General features: G+C 41.1%; 16 protein-coding genes. 5 read left to right on the top strand and 11 right to left on the bottom strand.

The features are described from left to right. Positions 1 to 93: 93 nt before the first annotated feature. From CH377_RS05805 to CH377_RS05855, 11 genes are all read right to left on the bottom strand, one after another. On the bottom strand, positions 94 to 1,356 hold the full coding sequence (locus tag CH377_RS05805) for a replication-associated recombination protein A (RefSeq protein WP_100722870.1): 1,263 nt from the start codon (positions 1,354 to 1,356) through the stop codon (positions 94 to 96). Then, the gene (locus CH377_RS05810; protein WP_086446281.1) at positions 1,340 to 1,582 is read right to left on the bottom strand and encodes a hypothetical protein; all 243 of its coding nucleotides are present in this window, start codon (positions 1,580 to 1,582) and stop codon (positions 1,340 to 1,342) included. Before CH377_RS05810 ends, CH377_RS05805 begins: the two co-directional genes overlap by 17 nt. Before the next feature lie 45 nt (positions 1,583 to 1,627). Next, positions 1,628 to 2,224, bottom strand: a complete 597-nt coding sequence (locus CH377_RS05815; protein ID WP_100722871.1) for a YqaA family protein — start codon at positions 2,222 to 2,224, stop codon at positions 1,628 to 1,630. Between the two features lie 3 nt (positions 2,225 to 2,227). Then, on the bottom strand, positions 2,228 to 4,012 hold the full coding sequence (gene mutL, locus CH377_RS05820; RefSeq protein ID WP_100722872.1) for a DNA mismatch repair endonuclease MutL: 1,785 nt from the start codon (positions 4,010 to 4,012) through the stop codon (positions 2,228 to 2,230). A 37-nt stretch (positions 4,013 to 4,049) separates the two neighbouring features. Continuing rightward, a complete protein-coding gene (locus tag CH377_RS05825; RefSeq protein ID WP_100722873.1) occupies positions 4,050 to 6,086 on the bottom strand; it encodes a sensor histidine kinase in 2,037 nt (678 codons plus the stop codon). Between the two features lie 73 nt (positions 6,087 to 6,159). Further along, positions 6,160 to 7,416 carry a chloride channel protein gene (locus CH377_RS05830; RefSeq protein WP_100722874.1) on the bottom strand — a complete coding sequence of 419 codons (1,257 nt, stop codon included), beginning with the start codon at positions 7,414 to 7,416 and terminating at the stop codon, positions 6,160 to 6,162. Between the two features lie 21 nt (positions 7,417 to 7,437). Then, positions 7,438 to 8,475 carry a phosphoribosylformylglycinamidine cyclo-ligase gene (gene purM / locus CH377_RS05835; protein WP_100722875.1) on the bottom strand — a complete coding sequence of 346 codons (1,038 nt, stop codon included), beginning with the start codon at positions 8,473 to 8,475 and terminating at the stop codon, positions 7,438 to 7,440. Between the two features lie 53 nt (positions 8,476 to 8,528). Continuing rightward, a complete protein-coding gene (gene lsa19, locus CH377_RS05840; RefSeq protein ID WP_100722876.1) occupies positions 8,529 to 9,140 on the bottom strand; it encodes an adhesin Lsa19 in 612 nt (203 codons plus the stop codon). A 77-nt stretch (positions 9,141 to 9,217) separates the two neighbouring features. Then, positions 9,218 to 9,991, bottom strand: a complete 774-nt coding sequence (gene murI, locus CH377_RS05845; RefSeq protein WP_100722877.1) for a glutamate racemase — start codon at positions 9,989 to 9,991, stop codon at positions 9,218 to 9,220. A gap of 3 nt (positions 9,992 to 9,994) precedes the next feature. Continuing rightward, on the bottom strand, positions 9,995 to 11,299 hold the full coding sequence (locus CH377_RS05850) for a pyridoxal phosphate-dependent aminotransferase (RefSeq protein ID WP_100722878.1): 1,305 nt from the start codon (positions 11,297 to 11,299) through the stop codon (positions 9,995 to 9,997). A 24-nt stretch (positions 11,300 to 11,323) separates the two neighbouring features. Continuing rightward, the gene (locus tag CH377_RS05855; protein WP_100722879.1) at positions 11,324 to 12,424 is read right to left on the bottom strand and encodes a S1C family serine protease; all 1,101 of its coding nucleotides are present in this window, start codon (positions 12,422 to 12,424) and stop codon (positions 11,324 to 11,326) included. Between CH377_RS05855 and CH377_RS05860 the strand changes: the two genes are divergently transcribed. The 5 genes from CH377_RS05860 (at position 12,423) to CH377_RS05880 (ending at position 19,515) form a co-directional block, all read left to right on the top strand. Then, positions 12,423 to 13,502, top strand: coding sequence for an aminopeptidase (locus CH377_RS05860; RefSeq protein ID WP_100722880.1), 1,080 nt, complete (start codon positions 12,423 to 12,425; stop codon positions 13,500 to 13,502). The genes CH377_RS05855 and CH377_RS05860 overlap by 2 nt on opposite strands. Positions 13,503 to 13,592: 90 nt before the next feature. Continuing rightward, complete coding sequence (locus CH377_RS05865; RefSeq protein ID WP_100722881.1) at positions 13,593 to 13,943, top strand: hypothetical protein; 351 nt, start codon at positions 13,593 to 13,595, stop codon at positions 13,941 to 13,943. A 60-nt stretch (positions 13,944 to 14,003) separates the two neighbouring features. Next, positions 14,004 to 15,332, top strand: a complete 1,329-nt coding sequence (locus tag CH377_RS05870) for a TolC family protein (protein WP_100722882.1) — start codon at positions 14,004 to 14,006, stop codon at positions 15,330 to 15,332. After that, positions 15,333 to 16,352: an efflux RND transporter periplasmic adaptor subunit gene (locus tag CH377_RS05875; RefSeq protein ID WP_100722883.1), complete on the top strand. Its 1,020-nt coding sequence runs from the start codon at positions 15,333 to 15,335 to the stop codon at positions 16,350 to 16,352. Position 16,353: 1 nt separating this feature from the next. Beyond that, complete coding sequence (locus tag CH377_RS05880) at positions 16,354 to 19,515, top strand: efflux RND transporter permease subunit (protein ID WP_100722884.1); 3,162 nt, start codon at positions 16,354 to 16,356, stop codon at positions 19,513 to 19,515. The last annotated feature ends 7 nt before the right edge of the window (positions 19,516 to 19,522 follow it).

Consider the following 19,522-nt stretch of genomic DNA (forward strand, 5'->3'; position numbering starts at 1 on the left):
TGCGAAATGCGGTCTCCCACGGGCCACTCCCCCCTTCCCAATGCAGGGCGGGGGCGATCTTCATTTCAAGTAGGAGTTCCTACATAGAATTATTTATTCGTAATTTTTTCCGGAGATCTTTTTCCAGATGGAAGCAAGATGTTCTTTAATCTTTCCTTCCATACCGTTTTTGGTAGGCTTATAGAATTGAGGAGGATTGGCCGAGAGATCATCCGGGAAATAGGAGAATGGTACAAATCCGCCAAAATCATGAGGATACTTATAACCCTGCCCGGCTCCTTCTTTTTTATGAGTAGAAGTAGGAGCATTTCTGAGTCGATTCGGTATCTTTAAACTCGGCCCCCTTTCTTTCACGAATGAAAGTGCGGAACCTATTCCCAAGTATGAAGCATTGGACTTAGGGCAAGACGCTAAGAACGTAGTGACCTGTCCTAAAACGATCCTTCCTTCAGGCATCCCGATTGTCTCTAATGCATGAAGTCCAGCGACTGCTAAAGGTAAACCATGGACGGAGGCATTTCCAATATCTTCAGAGGCCAGGATGATAAGTCGCCTTGCGATAAAGAGTGGGTCTTCTCCGCCTTCTAACATCATTGCCAAATAGAATAATGCTGCGTCTGGATCGCTTCCGCGCACCGACTTGATGAATGCGGAGATCACATCGTAATGACTTTCCCCACTTTGGTCGTATTCGATTACCCTGCTTTCTAAAAATGTTTCTATATCGCCGGTCTCTATCTGAGCTCCGGAATCTCTGGAAAGAACAAGTCCTTCTAAATTAGAGAGAAGTTTTCTTGCGTCTCCTCCTGAATAACGGACGAGCAAAGAACTTGCTTCTTTTGTAATATCCGGTTTTGGATCTAAAGATTCTATTCCTCTGGAAAGTATTTCCAAAAGATCATTCTCTCCCAATGGTTCCAGCCTGAGAACTTGGCATCTGGATAATAGTGGTCTTGTAATTCGAAAGGAAGGGTTCTCGGTTGTTGCTCCGATAAGAACTATTCCGCCAGTTTCCACTCCCTTTAATAAGCTATCTTGTTGAGAAGAACTGAAACGATGGATTTCATCTAAAAAAAGTAATATACTTCCTTCTTTTTCGGATCTTTCTAATAGTTTTTTAATGTCCGCAACACCTGTAGTGACTGCGTTGTATTCTACAAAAGGTAGTTTCCAGGTATTACCTAAGATCCTTGCGATCGTGGATTTACCTGTGCCGGGAGGTCCGTATAGTAGAATACTTACCGGTTCTTTATATTTTTGTAATTGAAGTTTTGCCTTTTCCTGTCCTATGACCTGAGCAAAAGAACTAGGCCTGATCTTATGAGGAAGAGGTGCTCTTTCAAATAGACTGCCCAAGTTCTTCTTCCAATTCTCTTTGGATCTTACGTATACAGGAACGGATGGTAGAATTGCATACGTCACAGGCGCTATGACAGCATACTAAGGATTGTTCTCTGATCTTTCCATCCAATACATTCTCGACCAATTCGGAAATACGAACTGGTAACGCGAACCAATCTAAATTTTCTAAAATTAGTTCTTTTCTGGTTTTAGGAATGAGTCTGGGAGAATCGTCCTTCATCTAAACTTTTGTACCTTTGTTTATAACTTACGTCAATCTGAATGTTCAGATCCCGATCCATCCGCCCTTTATTAGATAGTAATAAAGAATGAAACGAGGGATCCTAAAAAGTGCAGCCGCGAAAAAAAGATCAATCCTCATCTTCATTACACCCGCGGCCACCGAAGTCCATGAATAAGGTAACGGAGTAAGGGCCGCAAGCACCACCGCCCAAAAGCCGAATCTTTTTACGTAACCTTCTAATTTTTCTTCGTGGTTTCGAATGAATTTGGAGAATACGGTTAACTTCGGAAGAAGGAATCTTCCTTGAGAATAAGAACATCCTCCTGCAAGTAAAGACCCGACAGAAGCAAAGAAGATTACCCAAAAATCAGGCATCTTTGCAGCTACTGCCAGGATCAAAAATGTATCCGGAGGAAAGAATACGTGTATTGAGTCCGCGACGAATATGGAAAGTCCCACTCCCCATACTCCAGTGTAATTCAAAAAGAGCCCAGCAACCTGAGTCACTCTTTCATTAAAAAATCTTGCGAGAACGAGTACGACCAATAACAAGATCACACTTGCGATCAATGTTTGTTTGACCAAAGTGGAGATTACATTCTCCGCCGAGTTTTTAAGTTCTTGGGATTCTGTTTTCAAATTTTACCTGCGATGAAACATTCTTTCCAGATCTTCTCTGGTTAATTTGACCAAGGTGGGTCTTCCATGAGGACAACGGGATGGATTCTCACAATAGCTCAAACGGTTCAGCATCTCCGCGATTAGATGGTCCGAAAGTTGATCTCCCTTTTTAACTGCCGATCTACAAGCCACACATTTTGCCATAAGATCGTATAACTCAGGCTCAGGGACTTCTTTGCCTCCGGTCCGATTTAGAAAATCCAGAACGATCTCTTTTTCATGTCCTGGCAAAAAGTAACCTGGGACTTCTCGGAGGACCATTGTGTCTTCTCCGAGTGAATCTAACTTTAAGCCGACTTCTTGGTATTCTCCAAGTCTATCTTTGATATCTTCTGCTTCTTGTTTAGAAACAGGAATACGAACCGGAGTGAGAAGAGGTTGAATTCCGTAATTTTTCTTTTTCAGTTTTCTTAATACTTCTTCGTAACGGATCCTTTCGTGGGCAGTATGCTGGTCTATAATATAAAAACCATCTTCTCCTTCTGCCAAGATAAACGTTTCGAATAATAATCCGAAATGTTTTTTAGGAATAAACTCGGAATGTTTGATGGGTATATCCGTCAGATCATCCAACCTGGAACCAGGTCCAACTGCTTCTACAGGAAAAGAAGGAGAATGTTTTACTTCTTCATATAAAGAAGAACCTAAAAGATGTTGTTCTGTTCCGGCAGAAGAAGAACCTGAAAAGGAATATAATGTAGATTCCATCTTCTTTGGTTCAGGTCTTAAAAGCCTGTTTTTTAATTCCAAAAAGCTGACCGGCGTGCTGGATCTAAGTTCTTTCTGGATGAGCTGTAAGAAAAATGTATTAAACCCTTCTTCATCGAGGAAGCGGATCTCTTTTTTAGCAGGATGAACGTTTACGTCTATGGATTCCGGATCTACTTCAAAAAACAAGAAGCAGTATGGATGAGCGTTCGGAGGAAGAAGTTCATCATAACATTTCTTTAATAAATGAGAGGAATATTTGATCTCAACCGGTCTTCCGTTCACGAATATAAACTGGCCGGTTCGATTTGATTTATAAAAATCCGGGTCGCTAATATAACCTTTTGCTTTCCAACCTTTTCTTTCCAGTTGGACCTCCAACAAATGGTCCCTAAAATTTTCTCCGAATAGATCGATGATCCTTTCTCTTTTATCTTTAGGGGGAAGTCTATAGATCTCTTTATGATCTTGAACGAACCTGAATCGGATATCTTCCCGAGCAAGTGCCTGGATGGTTACCTTGTCACGGATCTTCTTATCTTCCGAACGGACCGATTTTAAAAACTTTCTTCTGACTGGAGTGTTATAAAATAGATCCTCGACCAGGATCTTGGTCCCTTGGAAACCTGGGATAGATTCTTTGGAAAGGATTTGTCCTTTTTCTGCCCTCACCTTCCATGCGGTAGGCTGCCCTGTTCCTGTTTCAATCGTAAGTTTGGAAACGGAGGCAATGGATGCCAATGCTTCTCCCCTGAATCCGTAAGAAGAAACTAATTCAAGATCTTTTAATGTACGAATCTTACTTGTGGCATGTCTTTGGATCGCAAGAGGGATATCCTCTTCTTCTATTCCCGATCCATTATCAGAAAGAAGAAGTGAGGTGAGACCTCCGTCTCTCGATTCCACTTCTATCGTATCTGCCCCTGCATCCACCGAGTTCTCCATCATTTCTTTGAGGACGGAGTGAGCAGATTCTATCACTTCCCCAGCGGCGATTTGGTTGATTAATTCCGGACTGAGTTCTTGGATCCTTCCCATATAGTTTGGACCCAGCTTGGAAGGTGGAAATCTTATGTCAAGATTGGATTTCCGGTTTAGATAGGGCGATTTCTAGTATAAATTCGGAACCCTTGCCAGGCACACTTTGAACGGAAATATCCCCATCCATCTTCTGGGCAAGAGCCTTACAAAGTGCAAGCCCGAGTCCTGCTCCTTGGAATGGTTTAGTAACACCGGAATCCACCTGTTGGAATGGATTGAATATAGAACTGAGTTTATCTTCCGGGATTCCTATGCCAGAGTCCTGGACCCTAAATCTAAGTCTATAATCCAGATTGGTGTCTTGGACTTTTTCTCCGGTAAGTTTGACGAATCCTTTTACGGTGAACTTCTCCGCATTTTCCAAAAGGACCAAAAGCATAGTTTTAAATCTTTCTTCATCTCCTTCCACAATCTCCGGAAGGTTATCTGAAAGTGTTACACTAAAATCCAAGTTCTTTTTACGGATCTTATCTTCTACCCTCATAGCGGCCTCATAGACGGACGCCTTAAGGCTAAAACGTTTATTCAAAAGATATAATGTACCTTTTTCCAAACTGGAAGCATCCAACATGGAACCAAGGATAACCATCATTGCATCCCCGCTTCTTTTGAGTAACTCCAACATTTCTTGGTGTTCCGGTTTGATATCGGAATCCAATAACATTTGAGTGATACCCATGATCCCGTTCATAGGAGTGCGGACCTCATGGTCCACGTTAATCAAAAATTCACTTTTTGCCTTATTGGCGGCCTCTGCTTCATCTCTTGCAAATTCTAATTCTCTGGTCCTTTTTCGGACGAGCTCTTCTAAGTTGGTATTCAGAATTTCCTGGACCTTCTCTCTTTCCCTAAATCCACTCAACATTTTGCTGGATAAAGAAAGAGAATTTCCTAACACGAATATCCCAACTCCTATCCCGCTCAGTTCCCAAGAATCCAATATTTCCGCATGAAATAATATCTCGCTAATCATAAAGAATAGAAGAAAGATAAAACCTGTAAGATAGATATAGGCTCCTGGCATTTTCTGAGATACGGCTTTTGCTAAAACAATAAGAGAACAGACACCGTTAAACACAAAGAGTAGATAAGAAGGATTGATCAGATAAGAATAAACAGCAGGCCCGGTAAACAAAGTGATGAGTGTAAATATTCCGGCAAAAATATATCCTAACCTCAGGAATTTTTTCCCGAAGTTCATAGGAAAGACTTCTAATAAAAAGTGCAGGGCCAAAGGCATTCCCATAAACCAGGAGATAAATTCGGTTCTAAGATATATTTCTGGTCCTACTAAAAAATGTTCAGGAAATAATCGGACTCCGGTAGAGTATAATCTAAGTCCGACCGTGATGGAAAGAATCCCAAGGATCAAGGCAGAAGAATCTTTTTTATAAAAAACTGATACAAAAATATGGAATAGACCTAAGAAGAAAAGTCCTCCACAAAGTATTCCTTCTAAGTCCCTTCTATCCAAATAATGGCGACTTACACATTCTGCAGTGCCTAAGATCGGAGGTTTCCAAAGCCCTCCCTTCCTATACTGATAATTTGAAATTTCAAAATCAAGATGTGCTGTTCCCTGCCAAGCAGGAAGAATAGAATAACTAGTTTTAAGCTCGAGTCCGTCCTCGGTTGGATCTCCTACCTTCCCAACTTCGTTAATTACTTTTCCGTTAAACAGAATCCTGTAATTAGTTCCTTGGTCATAAGAAACTAAATGTAAACTTTCAACGGGAATAGAAGAGACCAAGTCCACTCTATACAAAGCTTTTCCGTATTTTGGAAATTCTCCCTCGTCGGAACCAGGCCAATCATGTTTAGTCCAGCTACCGGGGATAACGGTTAAGGAAAATTTTTCAGGCTCTTTTGGAAGACTTGTGTCCGGAGTGGCGCCTAACCAGGCAAACTTCCAATCTCCAGTCATTCGGAAACATTTTCCCTGTTGGGCGGATTTTTCCCAATCTATAACACCATTCTCTAATAAAGCTTTTTTAGGAGAAGGTGTACAGTATGTGAAAAATAAGAATGCCGCCAAAAGAAAAAGCGGATCCTTTTTGGAGAAAATTCCCATAGAGTTGGCTATCTTTTATCGATTTGCCGGAAATCGTCCAGGACAAAATCGATGTTAGAGTTCGATCTAAAAATTAAACTGAATCCGCCTGAGAACTGATAAACGGTGCCTTGGGAGATAAGAAGTATCCGCTTAAAGAGGCAAATAATACAGGAGTAAAATTGGAAACCCCGGTTAAACCCGTAAGTAATATGGTAGTGCTAATTGGTGTTTTGGTTACGGATGCGTTCACTGAAGCCATTAAACAAATCAGCAAAAAGGATTCATTTTCAGAAGGGAAGAAGTCCATAAAAAATCTACCGGCCACCGCTCCAACGAAGAATAACGGTATAATAATACCACCTCTCCAACCGCTGGAAACAGTGATATTGATCGCCAATATCTTTAATAAAGCGAGAGTTCCAAAAAAGATCCAATTCCCTTTGGTAACTACTATCTCATTCAACTGATCATGACCGAAATAACGAGTGAGCGGTTCGTAATAAGCAATACAGCCCAGCAATAATCCGCCGATAGTAGTCTTTACAAAAATAGGAAGAGTTATTTTTGAAAAAGAAAATTTAGTAATTCTGAATATTCCATAGAATATCCATCCTACGATCGCACCTGCCATTCCAAACCCGATCGCATATTGGAAATCCTCTATTCCACCCGGAATATATTGTGGAAATTCCCAAGTAGGCCCTATTCCCATATCAGTCATAAAAAGAAATACAAAGTATGCGCTACAACTGGAGAGAAATGCAGGAAGTAATGCCTCGTAATATTCTACCACATGTCTATGCTGTAGGATTTCCAACGCGAACAAAGCTCCGCCTAAAGGGGAACCGAATAAAGAAGTAAATCCTGCTGCCATTCCGGCAATGGTCATGGATCTAAGCTCTTCTCCTTCTAATCCTATCTTTTCAGCAAACCAACTCCCGAAAGATCCAGTGATCTGAACGAGAGGAGCTTCCGGTCCAGCGCTTCCTCCAGAAGAAATACTGAGCAAAGAAGACAAACTCATAGAAGGATTGTTTTTAGGGTCGAGTTTCCCTCCCCTAAAACGAATATTATCAATTACTAATGAAATTTCTCCCGGTTCTCCCAGGAAATATATGAGCAGTCCAATGCCCAAACCGGACAAGGTCATGATTAGAATAACGGAATGACCTTGGAAACCAGCTAGAAGTTTGGTTAGATATTCTAAAATTTTCCAAAACACCGCAGAAAATACACCCGCAAATAATCCAAGGAGTACATACAAAATACTCCATCTGGAAAGCATGAATGGATTCTTTTTAGATAGGATAAAAATTGGATTTTTTAAAAGAGTTTGGATCCGATCCATATATCTGCCGGTTTGAAAAGTTCAGACAAAAAGAACAGACTCTTTATTTTTCGAAGTGATTACTCCGATTTTATGGACCAGTTCTCCTTTTTCTTCCAAAGCAGCAGTAGCATCCGCTACGGACTCCGGAGAAACGATGACTATGTATCCGATTCCCATATTAAAAGTGGAATACAATTCCTTTTCAGTTAAAGAAGGAAAATCTTTCTGCACTCGGGTAAAGAAAGGATTTTCAGGAAGATTGTCTCTTTTGATCTCAACAGCCAGGGAGTCAGAAAGCACTCTAGGAATGTTTTCGTAAAAACCTCCTCCTGTGATATGTACCATTCCTTTTACTTCAACCTTCTTCGTAAGGTTTAGTATACTCTGAACATAGATCCTTGTAGGACGAAGTGCAAATTCTTTTAAGAAACCGACTAACTCTTGGTTTGCGGGAAGTTTTCTTCCCCCTTCCAAATACAATTTACGAATAAGGGAAAATCCATTGCTGTGAGGTCCAGAAGATTCCAAACCTAAAACGATATCTCCAGGTTTGATCTTGGATCCATCTATTAAGTCTTCCTTCTCCACTGCGCCTACAACGAACCCGCCTAAATCGTACTCGTCCGGATCCATTGTCCCAGGGTGTTCTGCGGTTTCTCCGCCGAGTAGCGCAGCTCCGGAAAGTTTACATCCTTTTACGATACCTGCAACGATCCTTTCCATTCTTTCCGGGATCAATTTACCGCAGGCAATATAATCTAAGAAGAATAAAGGCTCTCCACCTGAGACAAGAATATCATTCACACACATAGCAACTAAGTCTATGCCGATCGTATCATGGATATTGAATAAACGAGCAAGCTCTAACTTGGTACCTACACCGTCGGTGCCGCTGAGCAATATTGGATTTTTATAATTTTTGAGGAAGGAAACGTCGAAAGCGCCTGAAAATCCTCCAAGCCCACCTATAACTCTCGGACCATGAGTAGACTCAACGTTCTGTTTGATTTTTTTGACGAATTCTTGGCCGGCTTCTGTATCGACTCCGGCGGATTTATAACTGATTTCTTCTTGCATGGACCCGCTCCAGAACAGAATTCCCGGATCGGGTCTAATGCCCAGAAAAAAAGCTATTTCATTTGATCGATTTGTTCCATTGCAGAGAGCTCTCCCGCCGCTGCCGGACGAACTTTTAGAGCCTTAATCCCAGGTCCCAAATCCACTGCTTCACCTGCTTTTACCAAAACTCGCGCCTCGTCGTCTTTTCTTGTGATTTGAACACTACCCTCTCTAACCGCGAATGTTCCTGTTTCATTAGCCGGGTTTACCTGTCCCCAGAATTGGGTTCCTCTAACAGCAGCTACTACGGTTGGAGTGTCTATAGAGATAGATTCGTTCTTTTTTAGTTTGGCGACTTTTACTAAAATATTGCCTGAGTTGACCTTAATATAATTTTGATCAGCTCTCAATGCCGCAATCGAAGCCTCCGAATCACCTAAGAGTCGAACTGTCCCTAAAGTAGTGGTTAAGTCTACGGTAGCATCCTTATCTGTTTTTACGGTTTCGGATTCCACAACACGATCGCTTGCCTTCAGGACAGAGCCCGCTTTTTCAGCAGTTGCTTTTCCCACGATAAAGGAGACGATTGCATCCGTAGTTTCTTCTTCTTTAGGTTTGCAGAAGAAGAATAGGCTCGGAACTAATAGGATCGTAACTAGCTTTGAGATAGATATAGAGTTCATACGGATTCATAAAGCTAATACAAAGCGTCTAGACCGGGAACCAAAAAAATACCGTTTTGGAAAAAAATTTCCACCTATTATGGGGATACTTTTCGTAATAACCGAGAGGCAAAACCTTCCGTTTCTTCCCTGTTTGTAACAGAGGAAAAGAACAGTGTATAGTTAGGCTTCCCAGGTTTTTCGTCCAAATGAAGAGATCTGACTAAATGGCGGACGGTCCCCTGGTTCCCATCGTGAAGAATTGCCTCTGGATAAAGGTCTTTGATTTCGTTTTTTAAAAATACGTAATGTGTGCATCCAAGCACAAGAGCACGAATACCTTGTTCTTGAGGAATTTTTAATATGTTTTTAAGAAGAAGTCTGGCTTCTTCCCATTTTTCATGATCCACTAGTGTAGCAAGACCGTCACAATTCAAGTGAACTACCCTTCCGGATGCACCCAATTCAGACTTCAAGTCCTGTAATTTTTCTTCCCTATGTGTGACTGAAGTAGCGAGTAACGCAATTTTTTCACCAGGATGTGCAAGAAGTGCAGGTTTGATCGCAGGTTCCATGCCGAATACAGGTACGGATAATTCTGCCCTGAGTTTAGAGGCAGAAGCGGAAGTTGCAGTATTACATGCAAGAAGGATTGCATCCACTTCTTCTTTTAAAAAGAAGTGACACACATTACGAGTGAGTTCCAAAACTTCGGAGGTTTGTTTTTCCCCATAAGGAGCATGTGCAAGATCTCCATAATAAAGAAAATTTGCGGAGTATGGAAGATCTAAGAGTTCCTTAAGAACGGAAAGTCCTCCCATTCCGGAATCCATTACTCCGATCTTAGGAACTCTTTCTTTATTGTTTTCCATATCCTAAGCGGAAGCTGTATAATCCTCTATACTCTTTCTCAAAGTATTATAGATCCAACGGAATTTTTCCTCATCTTCTTCGAGAAGAGTGACCCTAAAACCGTCTCTATCCGTACAGAAAGAAGAAAGTGGAACCACACAAATCCCTGTAGAAGCCAGAAGATAATACACAAATCTACGATCCGGAGCACAATTCCCAAGAAGAGGTCGGATAAATTCTTCTGCCTTTGGATTAGAGATAGGAAGAGTCATCTTATCTCCCAAAACTCCCTTATCGAACGCAACAGTAAGATAGAATGCACCCTTAGGTTCTACTACAGTAACACCTTTCAGACCTTTAAAAGATTCTGTGGCAAGTTTTGCCTTCTTTTTGAACTTCTCATTTCTTTCTTTTAAGTGGGGAAGAAACTGAGGGTGGGAATATACTTCAGGAATTGCCATCTGAGGAAGAGTGGTAGAACATACTTCCAACATTTTAGCATCCAAAAGAGATTTTGCATAACGTGCAAAAACCGGATCCTTATCTTTGTTGAATATCTCCAACCAACCGCATCTTCCACCAGGCCAAGGAAATTCCTTGGACACGGAACGAAGAGCCATTCCAGGCACCTTATTTCCGATCACTTCCGAAAGATGAATAGTTCCTGTTTCTGAATAATTCACATGAGCGTATGTCTCGTCGCAGATCAGCATTACATCATACTTTTCTGCGATCTTAACGATCTCTCGCATTACATTTTTATCATATACTGCGCCGGTCGGATTATCCGGATTGATAAGAAGAATACCCGCAATCGAGTCGTTATATTTGACTTTGTTCTCAATATCTTCCAGATCAGGCATCCAACCCTGCTCCGGATTTAAGTTATAAGTCATATGCTCATAACCGGAATGAGCTGCTTCCGCAGAAGATAGAGTAGAATACGCAGGACTTGGTCCTATGACCCGAGCCTCTCTTCTTAAAAATCCGAAAATTTTAGCGACTGCGTCCCCTAATCCATTGAAGAATAATATATCATCGGCGGTGATTTGGGCTCCGCCTCTTTCGTTCACTTTGTCCGCTAAAAAGTTTCTGGTTTTTTCGAATCCTTGAGTAGCCGTATAGGCCCAGGACTTGTCTTCCAAGATCAGATCCGAAACGATTTTTTTCATCCATGGAGCGACCTTCTCTCCTTTTTGAATGGGATCTCCGATATTCTCGTACGTAATCGGAACTCCAAGAGCTTCTAACTTTTTAGCGACTCCTACGATCTGACGGATCTCGTAAATGAGAGCGTCAGCACCGCTATGAACGATATTTCTTCTCATGTCTAGCCTATGATTTTAGAAAAATTATTTCTGTATCAATCGAACGGTCAGTTCTTGTAGGGATTTTTCCCTGTAGATCCTAAGTTTCAACCTGCCGCCTAATCCTACTATTCCGACCTGTTCCCTCAGATCATTAATATTTTTAACTTGGACTCCGTTTGCTTCCATAATGAAGTCGTATCGTTTCAAACCGGAACTTTCTGCGGAAGAACCCTGGTCCATATCGTAAACTAGAACTCCTTTCCAGTCTGCGGGAATTCCAAGAGCCTTTCTATGGTCTGGAAGCGGTACAGTCGCCATCACTCCCAGAGTGGCAGGTCGGATGATCCGTCCCTTATTCTCTTCGATGAGCTGGATTATTTTTTTGGCGTAATTCATCGGAATAGCAAAACCGATGCCGGTGTTCCTACCAGAGTCGCTTCGGATCAAACGATTGATCCCGATTACTTCTCCGTAAATGTTTAGAAGAGGTCCGCCACTGGAACCCGGGTTGATCATGCTATCTGTTTGGATATGGGTTTGGCCTGTCTCATCCAGATCTTCTCTATATTTTGCGGAAACCACACCCACTGAAAAAGATCTTTCCAAGCCGAAAGGAGAACCAATTGCGATCGCCCAATCCCCCACTTCTATCTTATCAGAATCGCCGAAAGAAACTGGCTTGAGTCCGCTTCCTTCTTTGATTTTTAGAAGAGCAATATCCGCTCTTTCATGGCTTCCCACAAATTTAGCGGGGAAAACACTACCGTCTGAAGCAATGACTTCTATACTTTCCGCGTCCAAGATAACGTGAAAATTTGTGACAACATATCCTTTTTCGTGGATCAGAAATCCGCTCCCAAAAGAGGAAAGTTTTTCAGTGCGATAATCGAAATATTGATAAGGACTTGTGATCGCTTCTGTTTTTTTGGTCCGGATAGAAACTACAGAATCCTTTGAAGAATTATAAACATTTCGAAAAGCATTCTGTAATTGGATACCGGCTCTCTGGTCGGAATAGCCGAGAGGTTTGCCACCTCGGAAAAAGGAGGACAAACCTCCTTCTCCCGGAAGAATAAGGACGAATAGGAATAAAACCAGAAGTCCGATATTGATCCAAACAATTTTAGGAAGACGAATATTCATGCAATCAGACTCAACCCACCTTCTACCTAACGGAAAGAATCGTCGACTCGGATTCTTTTCCGGGATACCCGTTTTGTTTTTTCTATTCTTCTCTGGCCAGGGATGTATTCCGTATCTCTACCATCTTGGAAAAGAACAGGCAAAGATCCTGCTACAAAGAAAACCGATCTCTAAAGTTTTAGCCGATCCGGAAATACCGGAAACAACCAAAACAAAATTAAAAGAAGTGGAGAAGATAAGAGAATTCGGCATCCAAGAACTTGCACTCTCACCCGAAGGCGGGTTCAAAAGTTTTGTACAATTGGACAGACCTGCAATCGGTTGGCATGTAAGCGCCTGCCATCCTCTAAAATTCGAATCCTATACTTGGTGGTTCCCTATTGCAGGAAGAGTCCCATACAAAGGATATTTTTCTCTCGAAAAAGTGAAAGAAGAAGAACAATTTCTGAAAGAACAGGGCTTCGATACAAGGATACGGATCACTGCGGGATATTCCACTTTAGGATGGTTCGAAGACCCGTTATTCTCTTCTCAACTTTATGAAGATCCTGGAGACTTAGCTTCCATCGTTATCCATGAAATGGCACATGCCACAGTGTATTTCCCGGGAGATTCTTTATTTAATGAAAGTTATGCAAGTTTTGTAGAAGATCAAGGTTCGGAGGAATATGTCTTGAGGATAGGGGGACCAAAACTATTAGAAGAAAGAAAAAGATCGGAAGAAGAAACGAAACTTTATAAAAACTTAATTTTAGAAACTGCAAATTTACTCAAGTCGGCTTATTCCGGAGGCGGAACAGATGATCAATTACTGAAGAAAAAAACGGAAATCATCTCAGACTTTCGCAATAAAATCCTACAAACAAAATGGACCAAGATCAATTCCAAAAAACTTGCGGAAAAAGATTGGAATAACGAAGACTTTATAGGAATGCTCCGATACAATTCAGGAACTACATATTTCAAGAGAAGGTTCTTGGAAGTTAGGAAAGACTTTTCTAAATTCCATGAAGAGATGAGAAAATTAAAAGAGAAAACAGCAGAAGAGAGAAAGGTATTATTGGAGGAAAAAAATTAAGTTATTTCAGAATTAAAAACCTTAAGGAATAGATTCATCAGTACGTTTTATACTTTTCAAATCAGATACGAATAAGATACTTTCATTCGAATGTCTGGGCTCGGAAAAATCAGAAGGTATCCATATTTTATCCTTCCCTTCTTTCTATTCCAATTCTCCATTTCCTTCTATTCTATCCCTAACGGACCGGAAACAGGATACCAAATCAAACAAAAGGTCCATAAAACCCTAGTAAAATGGACCCATAAAGCGGATATGGACGAGGATGAAATCTACTCGGGTTGGATTTCGGATTCCTCCGAATACGATCCTTCTTCCGAGACCTCCGATTTTTTAATCTCCAGATTTTTTACCAAAACCTCGAAAAAGCAACTTTCCTGCGGATCTCAATTCGTTTTATCGAATTTGCTCACAGATCTGCCGCCCCCTGTGTCGATTTAAATATTAGTATTTATTAAAATTCTAAATCGTTTCCTAAAATCATATAGGGGGTATTCCAGTATGTACTCTTACATATTCCGAAAAAAACGTTTTCTTATTCTATTATATTTAAGTGTATTATGCCTTTCTTTAGAGGCAGATCCTCTCGATCCGGAAGCGGAGATAACGGCATCTAATGTCAAATTTATAGGTTTAAAGGAAGCCGAAGAATTATTTTTAAAAAATAACCTTTCACTTCTCGCCTCCAAATTAGATGCGGAGTCCAGAAAAGGAGCCGTATTACAAGCGGGACTTTGGGATAACCCGTCCGTATTTTTGGATCAAAATATCTATAATCAGAATACTGGAGTTTATTTAGATACCACAAGACACGGACAAACTGCAATCCAAGTCCAACAGTTATTCCTCTTAGCAGGTAAACGAGATAAAAGAATCCGCCTCTCCAAGTGGAATCAGGAAATTGCAGAACAATTATTTTACGATACGCTTAGGTCCTTAAGATTAGAGCTCAGATCCACTTTTTACAGCTTATATTTTTCTAAAAAGGCCTTAGAGTTTTACGACGAAAATATCCCCCAAGTACGAACCACAATAGTAGGTGCGGAGAAAGTTTATAAAAGTAGAGAAATGCTTCTCTCGGAGGTTCTTCGCTTAAAAGCGATCCTATTTCGTCTGGAAACGGATCGTTCCGAACTAATAAAGGATATCCTGGATAAGGAAGCTTCTCTAAAAGTATTACTGAACGAACCTAATCTTTATGATTTGGAAATTTCCCCCTCATATATTCCGAATACTGAATATACTCCGTTTAGTCCCAGTTTAAATCAGAACGAACTAATCAATAACGCCATGGAATGGAGGCCCGATCTCAGAAGTATGGAACTTTCAGTTAAAGCCGAACAGACGAATCTTTCCTTACAAAAAGCAATGGCCGTACCTGATCTCGCCATAGGTGGAAGTTGGGATAGAGCCGGAAATTATATACAAAACTATTACGGATTTACAGTATCCACAACTATCCCGGTATTCGATCGGAACCAGGGAAATATCAAAACTTCTGAAATGGCCCTGGCTTCTAAAAAGGCTGCTTACGAGGAAAAACGATTGAGTGTAAAAACGGAAGTAAAAGCGGCTATCGCTAAACTTAAGGAAAAAGAGAGAGTATTCGGCGAATACAGAAATTATTTCACTCAGGATTATAGAAATCTCGCAAACCTAATGATAGAAAATTATAGAAAAAAATACATTACGATTTTACAATTTGCTGATTTTTACGAATCATACAGCGATAGTATAGTGAAAGCGATACGATTAAATTCCGATCTAATAGAGTCCATGGAAATCCTAAACAGTAGTATCGGAAAAACGATCTTAGGAGCGGACAAATAGATGTTTTCTTCTTTGTATGAACGTTATTTGAAAGGAAGACCTAAAAGATGGGTCCTTATTCTCATTTTTATAATATTCGCTGTCTGGCTAAACTCATGGTATTCCTCTCATAAACTGAAAGAAGCTTGGAAGGAAGAAAAAGATAGAAGTCCCAAGGTTACCGAAAACGGACAACATATAGAATTTCCTTCCGATTCCCCGGCGCTTGCAAAATTCGAAACAGTAAAAGTAGGGATCGGCAATGCTTCTTTTTCCGTTCTTGCTCCGGCAAGAGTAATCGCAAGTATCAATACTTCCGTAAACTCCGGAGAAAAAATTATACTTTTTGATTCCGGAGAAACCACTCAAATTTATGCCGAATACAAAAGAGGAAGAGCCGTGACTTCAAAGTCATTAAAAGACTTGAATCGAGTCAGGGATATGTATGCGAACCAAGCTGCGACAGGAAGAGAAGTTGCTGAAGCGGAATCGAATTTTGCGATCGCTAAATCCGAAAGTGCGGAAGCAGAATCAAAACTTAGGACCATAGGATTTAATCCCAAAGAATTGGATTCGGTCACCGGTTCCTCTCTTTGGCTGATCTGCGACGTACCTGAATCTCAGTTGAGCGAAGTCCAAAAAGGAGAAGAAGTACGGATCCAATTCTCCTCTTTTCCTGGAAAAATATTCTTAGGAGAAGCGGAAGCTGTGGGAGAAGTGGTGGATCCTATATTAAGAACCGTTAAAGTTCGGGTCACAATCAAAAATCCCAAGGATAAAATCCTACCTGGAATGTATGCAAGAGTGGATTTCGGCGATCCTAGAACATCCGTCATCGTATTACCCAATAATTCCATAGTCACAGTGGATGAAAAAAGTTACGTTTTCATCCAGGAAGAACCGGGAGTATTCCAAAGAAGACAGGTCGTATTAGGAACATCCGGAGAAGACAGAACGATCATAAATGGGGGTCTTCAAACGGGAGATAACGTGATCGTAAACGGAGCCTTTCTTTTGAAAGGTTTAAGTTTCGGATTCTAAAATGATCGATAAACTTATCTCTTTTTGTTTGGAAAATAGGATACCTAGTATCGCCCTTGCTATCTCCATTTTAGGACTCGGGCTTTGGTCCTGGTCCGATTTAAAAAAGGAAGCATACCCGGATGTGGGAGATACTCAGGTAAGCGTAATTGCACTTTTACCCGGAAAAGCAGCCTTAGAAGTGGAAAGAAGAATCACTCTTCCTTTGGAAAGAGGACTGAATTCCGTTCCGTATGTCCTGACTAGAAGATCCAAAACGATTTTCGGATTGAGCGTTTTACAATTCGTATTCGAGGATGGGATCACTGATTTTACCGCAAGACAACTCGTTTTAGAAAGACTGAATAATGTTGAATTGCCGGAAGAAGCTGAAGTAAGTCTTGCACCTTTAACAGGACCGGTAGGCGAAATTTTTCGTTATACTATTGAAGCGGATCCGGAATGGACTCCGATGGAACTCCGAACATTACAGGATTGGGTGATCATTCCTTCCTTGAGGCAGGTCCCCGGTGTAGCGGATATAGTGAACTTCGGAGGTCTCGAAAAACAGATCCATATCATCACTTCTCCGAATAGATTGTATCGATATCATCTTTCCCTTTCGGACCTGATGGAAGCAGTTAAAAATAATAACCGGAATACGGGAGGAAATATACTCATTAGAGGAGAACAAGGTTTCGTAGTACGCGGATTAGGTGCTATCCAAACTAAAGAAGATATAGAGAATATAGTGGTCACCGCGGTCGGTGGAACTCCGATATACATCAGCAATCTTGCCTCTGTGGAAGAATACCCAAGATACCCGGATGGGATTTTCAGTTATAGCCTTAGGAATCCAATCACTGGAGAGATCAAGGCCAGAAATTCCGGAATCCAAGGTTTGATCGCAATGAGGAGAGGAGAAAACCCTTCTGAAGTGATAGAAAGGGTCAGAGCTAGGATCGAATTTATCAATAAACATCTACTTCCTAAAGAAGTGAAAATAGTAGCTACTTATGACAGAACCGAGCTAGTAGATTATACGATCCGAACCGTATATCATACATTATTCGAAGGAGTTAGTATAGTAACTCTAGTTCTAATTTTTTTCCTGGGAAGTTTAAGATCAGCACTCGTGGTTGCCTGCACGATTCCGATTTCGTTATTATTCGGATTTACAATGATGAAACTAACAGGGATCCCAGCTAACCTACTCTCTTTGGGAGCGATCGACTTTGGCATCATAGTAGATGGGGCAGTTGTAATGGTGGAAAATATTTTCAGGAAATATTCGGACCATAGAAAAACACATCGAGCAGGAACTGGGTTCGCGGAAATTTTAGATCTCACCAAAACATCCGCCACAGAAGTGGGAAAAGAGATCTTTTTTTCCATCACGATCATTATATTCGCATATCTTCCTATATTCACATTCCAAAGGATAGAAGGGAAATTATTCTCTCCAATGGCATTCACACTTTCCTATGCCATATTAGGAAGTCTTCTCCTAACACTTACCGTAATTCCAGTATTAATGGCATTACTTTATAGGTCAAAAATGGGATCCTATTCGGATACACCCCTAGAATGGAAAAATCCGGTTTTGGAAAGTCTATTAAAACTTTATGATACGGTTATAAATATCGCCTTAAAATCCCCTGGAAAAACGGTAGGTTACTCTTTAGGGATCGTATTATTCACTTTCACAATCGGTTTTGCCAGATTAGGGACGGAGTTCCTTCCCGAATTGGACGAAGGCGCAATCAATGTAAGATGTTTTTTCCCGGTTGGAATGCATATACGGGGAGCCGAAAAATATATTCCTTCCATTAAAGAATCATTATTAAAACACGAGCAGATTTCGGTAGTTTTAACACAACTCGGAAGAAACGACGAGGGAACAGATCCTTATGGGCCGAATCGTCTGGAAATCCTGGTAGGTCTGAAGGATTACGAACTTTGGAAGGAAAAAATCCCGAAGGCGGAACTTTTAAAAAGGATCAAAAAGGATCTGCAGGATATACTTCCTGGAGTACAACTTCTTTTTTCCCAACCGATTTTGGATAATGTCACTGAATCTGTAACCGGAAGCGTTTCGGATCTTGCAATTTTTTTAAATGGAGAAGATCTAAAGGAGCTCAGGAAAACCGCAGGCGAAATCCTTGAAATCATTCGAGAAATACATGGAGCCACGGAGTCCGGGATAGAACAAGAAAGGGATCAGGCTCAACTCTCGATAGAAGTGAATCGGAAAAATTCGGCAAGATACGGAATCAATGCCTCGGATATTCTAGATACTGTAGAAGCAGCAATCGGAGGAAAAGAAGTAGGAGAACTTTACGACGGTTCCAGAAGGTTCGATATAGTTGTCAGATATACTACAGACTTCCGCTCATCTTTGGAGTCCGTCAAAAGTCTTTTGGTCAGTTCTCCTAGCGGAGGAAGGATACCACTTTCCGAAATCGCGACGATAGAATTAAAAGACGGCCCCACGATCATCCAAAGGCAGGACGGAAAAAGACAGATCTCCGTACGTACAAATATTAGGGGAAGGGACCAGGGAAGTTTTGTCCAAGAAGCTAAACAAAAAATTTCAGAAAAAGTGGTATTGCCGGAAGGGATTAATATCGGATGGGGAGGACAATTCGAGAATTTGACTAGAGCAGGAGAAAGATTAAAGATAGTGATCCCTGCAACACTCGGACTTATATTCTGCTTTCTATTCGCGATCTTTAGAATACCACGTTATGCTCTATTAGGGCTCGCAGGACTTCCCATCTCGGTTACAGGAGGAATCCTCGCACTCCAATTAAGAGGGATGAACTTTTCAGTCTCAGCCGGAGTTGGATTTGTTTCTCTTTTCGGGATCTCGACTATGACCTGTGTATTATTCGTTTCCAGAATGTTACACTTGCTTAGCGATGGACATCACCCTGATTTGAAAAATTCAATATTAGAGGCGGCAAAATTACAATTCAGACCTAGGATCATGACAGTGCTTCTGGCTTTATTAGGTTTAATCCCGGCGGCGACCGCAACAGGAATCGGTTCGGATGTGCAAAGACCTTTAGCCACTGTAATTGTAGGAGGCCTTACATTGGAAATATTTACTCTGGTTTACCTGCCCTGTATATTCTATTTGGTGGAAAAATCGAAATCTCCTCTTGCAAGATTCCACAAATAGAGCTAAG

The organism is Leptospira haakeii (assembly GCF_002812045.1).
Classification (GTDB): Bacteria; Spirochaetota; Leptospiria; order Leptospirales; family Leptospiraceae; genus Leptospira_B; species Leptospira_B haakeii.

Coding starts and splice junctions, on each gene's coding strand:
- CH377_RS05875 (WP_100722883.1), top strand. CDS start 15,333: ATGTTTTCTTCTTTGTATGAACGTTATTTGAAAGGAAGACCTAAAAGA.
- mutL (WP_100722872.1), bottom strand. CDS start 4,012: ATGGGAAGGATCCAAGAACTCAGTCCGGAATTAATCAACCAAATCGCC.
- CH377_RS05810 (WP_086446281.1), bottom strand. CDS start 1,582: ATGAAGGACGATTCTCCCAGACTCATTCCTAAAACCAGAAAAGAACTA.
- CH377_RS05860 (WP_100722880.1), top strand. CDS start 12,423: ATGCAATCAGACTCAACCCACCTTCTACCTAACGGAAAGAATCGTCGA.
- CH377_RS05865 (WP_100722881.1), top strand. CDS start 13,593: ATGTCTGGGCTCGGAAAAATCAGAAGGTATCCATATTTTATCCTTCCC.
- CH377_RS05870 (WP_100722882.1), top strand. CDS start 14,004: ATGTACTCTTACATATTCCGAAAAAAACGTTTTCTTATTCTATTATAT.
- CH377_RS05855 (WP_100722879.1), bottom strand. CDS start 12,424: ATGAATATTCGTCTTCCTAAAATTGTTTGGATCAATATCGGACTTCTG.
- purM (WP_100722875.1), bottom strand. CDS start 8,475: ATGCAAGAAGAAATCAGTTATAAATCCGCCGGAGTCGATACAGAAGCC.
- CH377_RS05830 (WP_100722874.1), bottom strand. CDS start 7,416: ATGGATCGGATCCAAACTCTTTTAAAAAATCCAATTTTTATCCTATCT.
- CH377_RS05850 (WP_100722878.1), bottom strand. CDS start 11,299: ATGAGAAGAAATATCGTTCATAGCGGTGCTGACGCTCTCATTTACGAG.
- murI (WP_100722877.1), bottom strand. CDS start 9,991: ATGGAAAACAATAAAGAAAGAGTTCCTAAGATCGGAGTAATGGATTCC.
- CH377_RS05825 (WP_100722873.1), bottom strand. CDS start 6,086: ATGGGAATTTTCTCCAAAAAGGATCCGCTTTTTCTTTTGGCGGCATTC.
- lsa19 (WP_100722876.1), bottom strand. CDS start 9,140: ATGAACTCTATATCTATCTCAAAGCTAGTTACGATCCTATTAGTTCCG.
- CH377_RS05880 (WP_100722884.1), top strand. CDS start 16,354: ATGATCGATAAACTTATCTCTTTTTGTTTGGAAAATAGGATACCTAGT.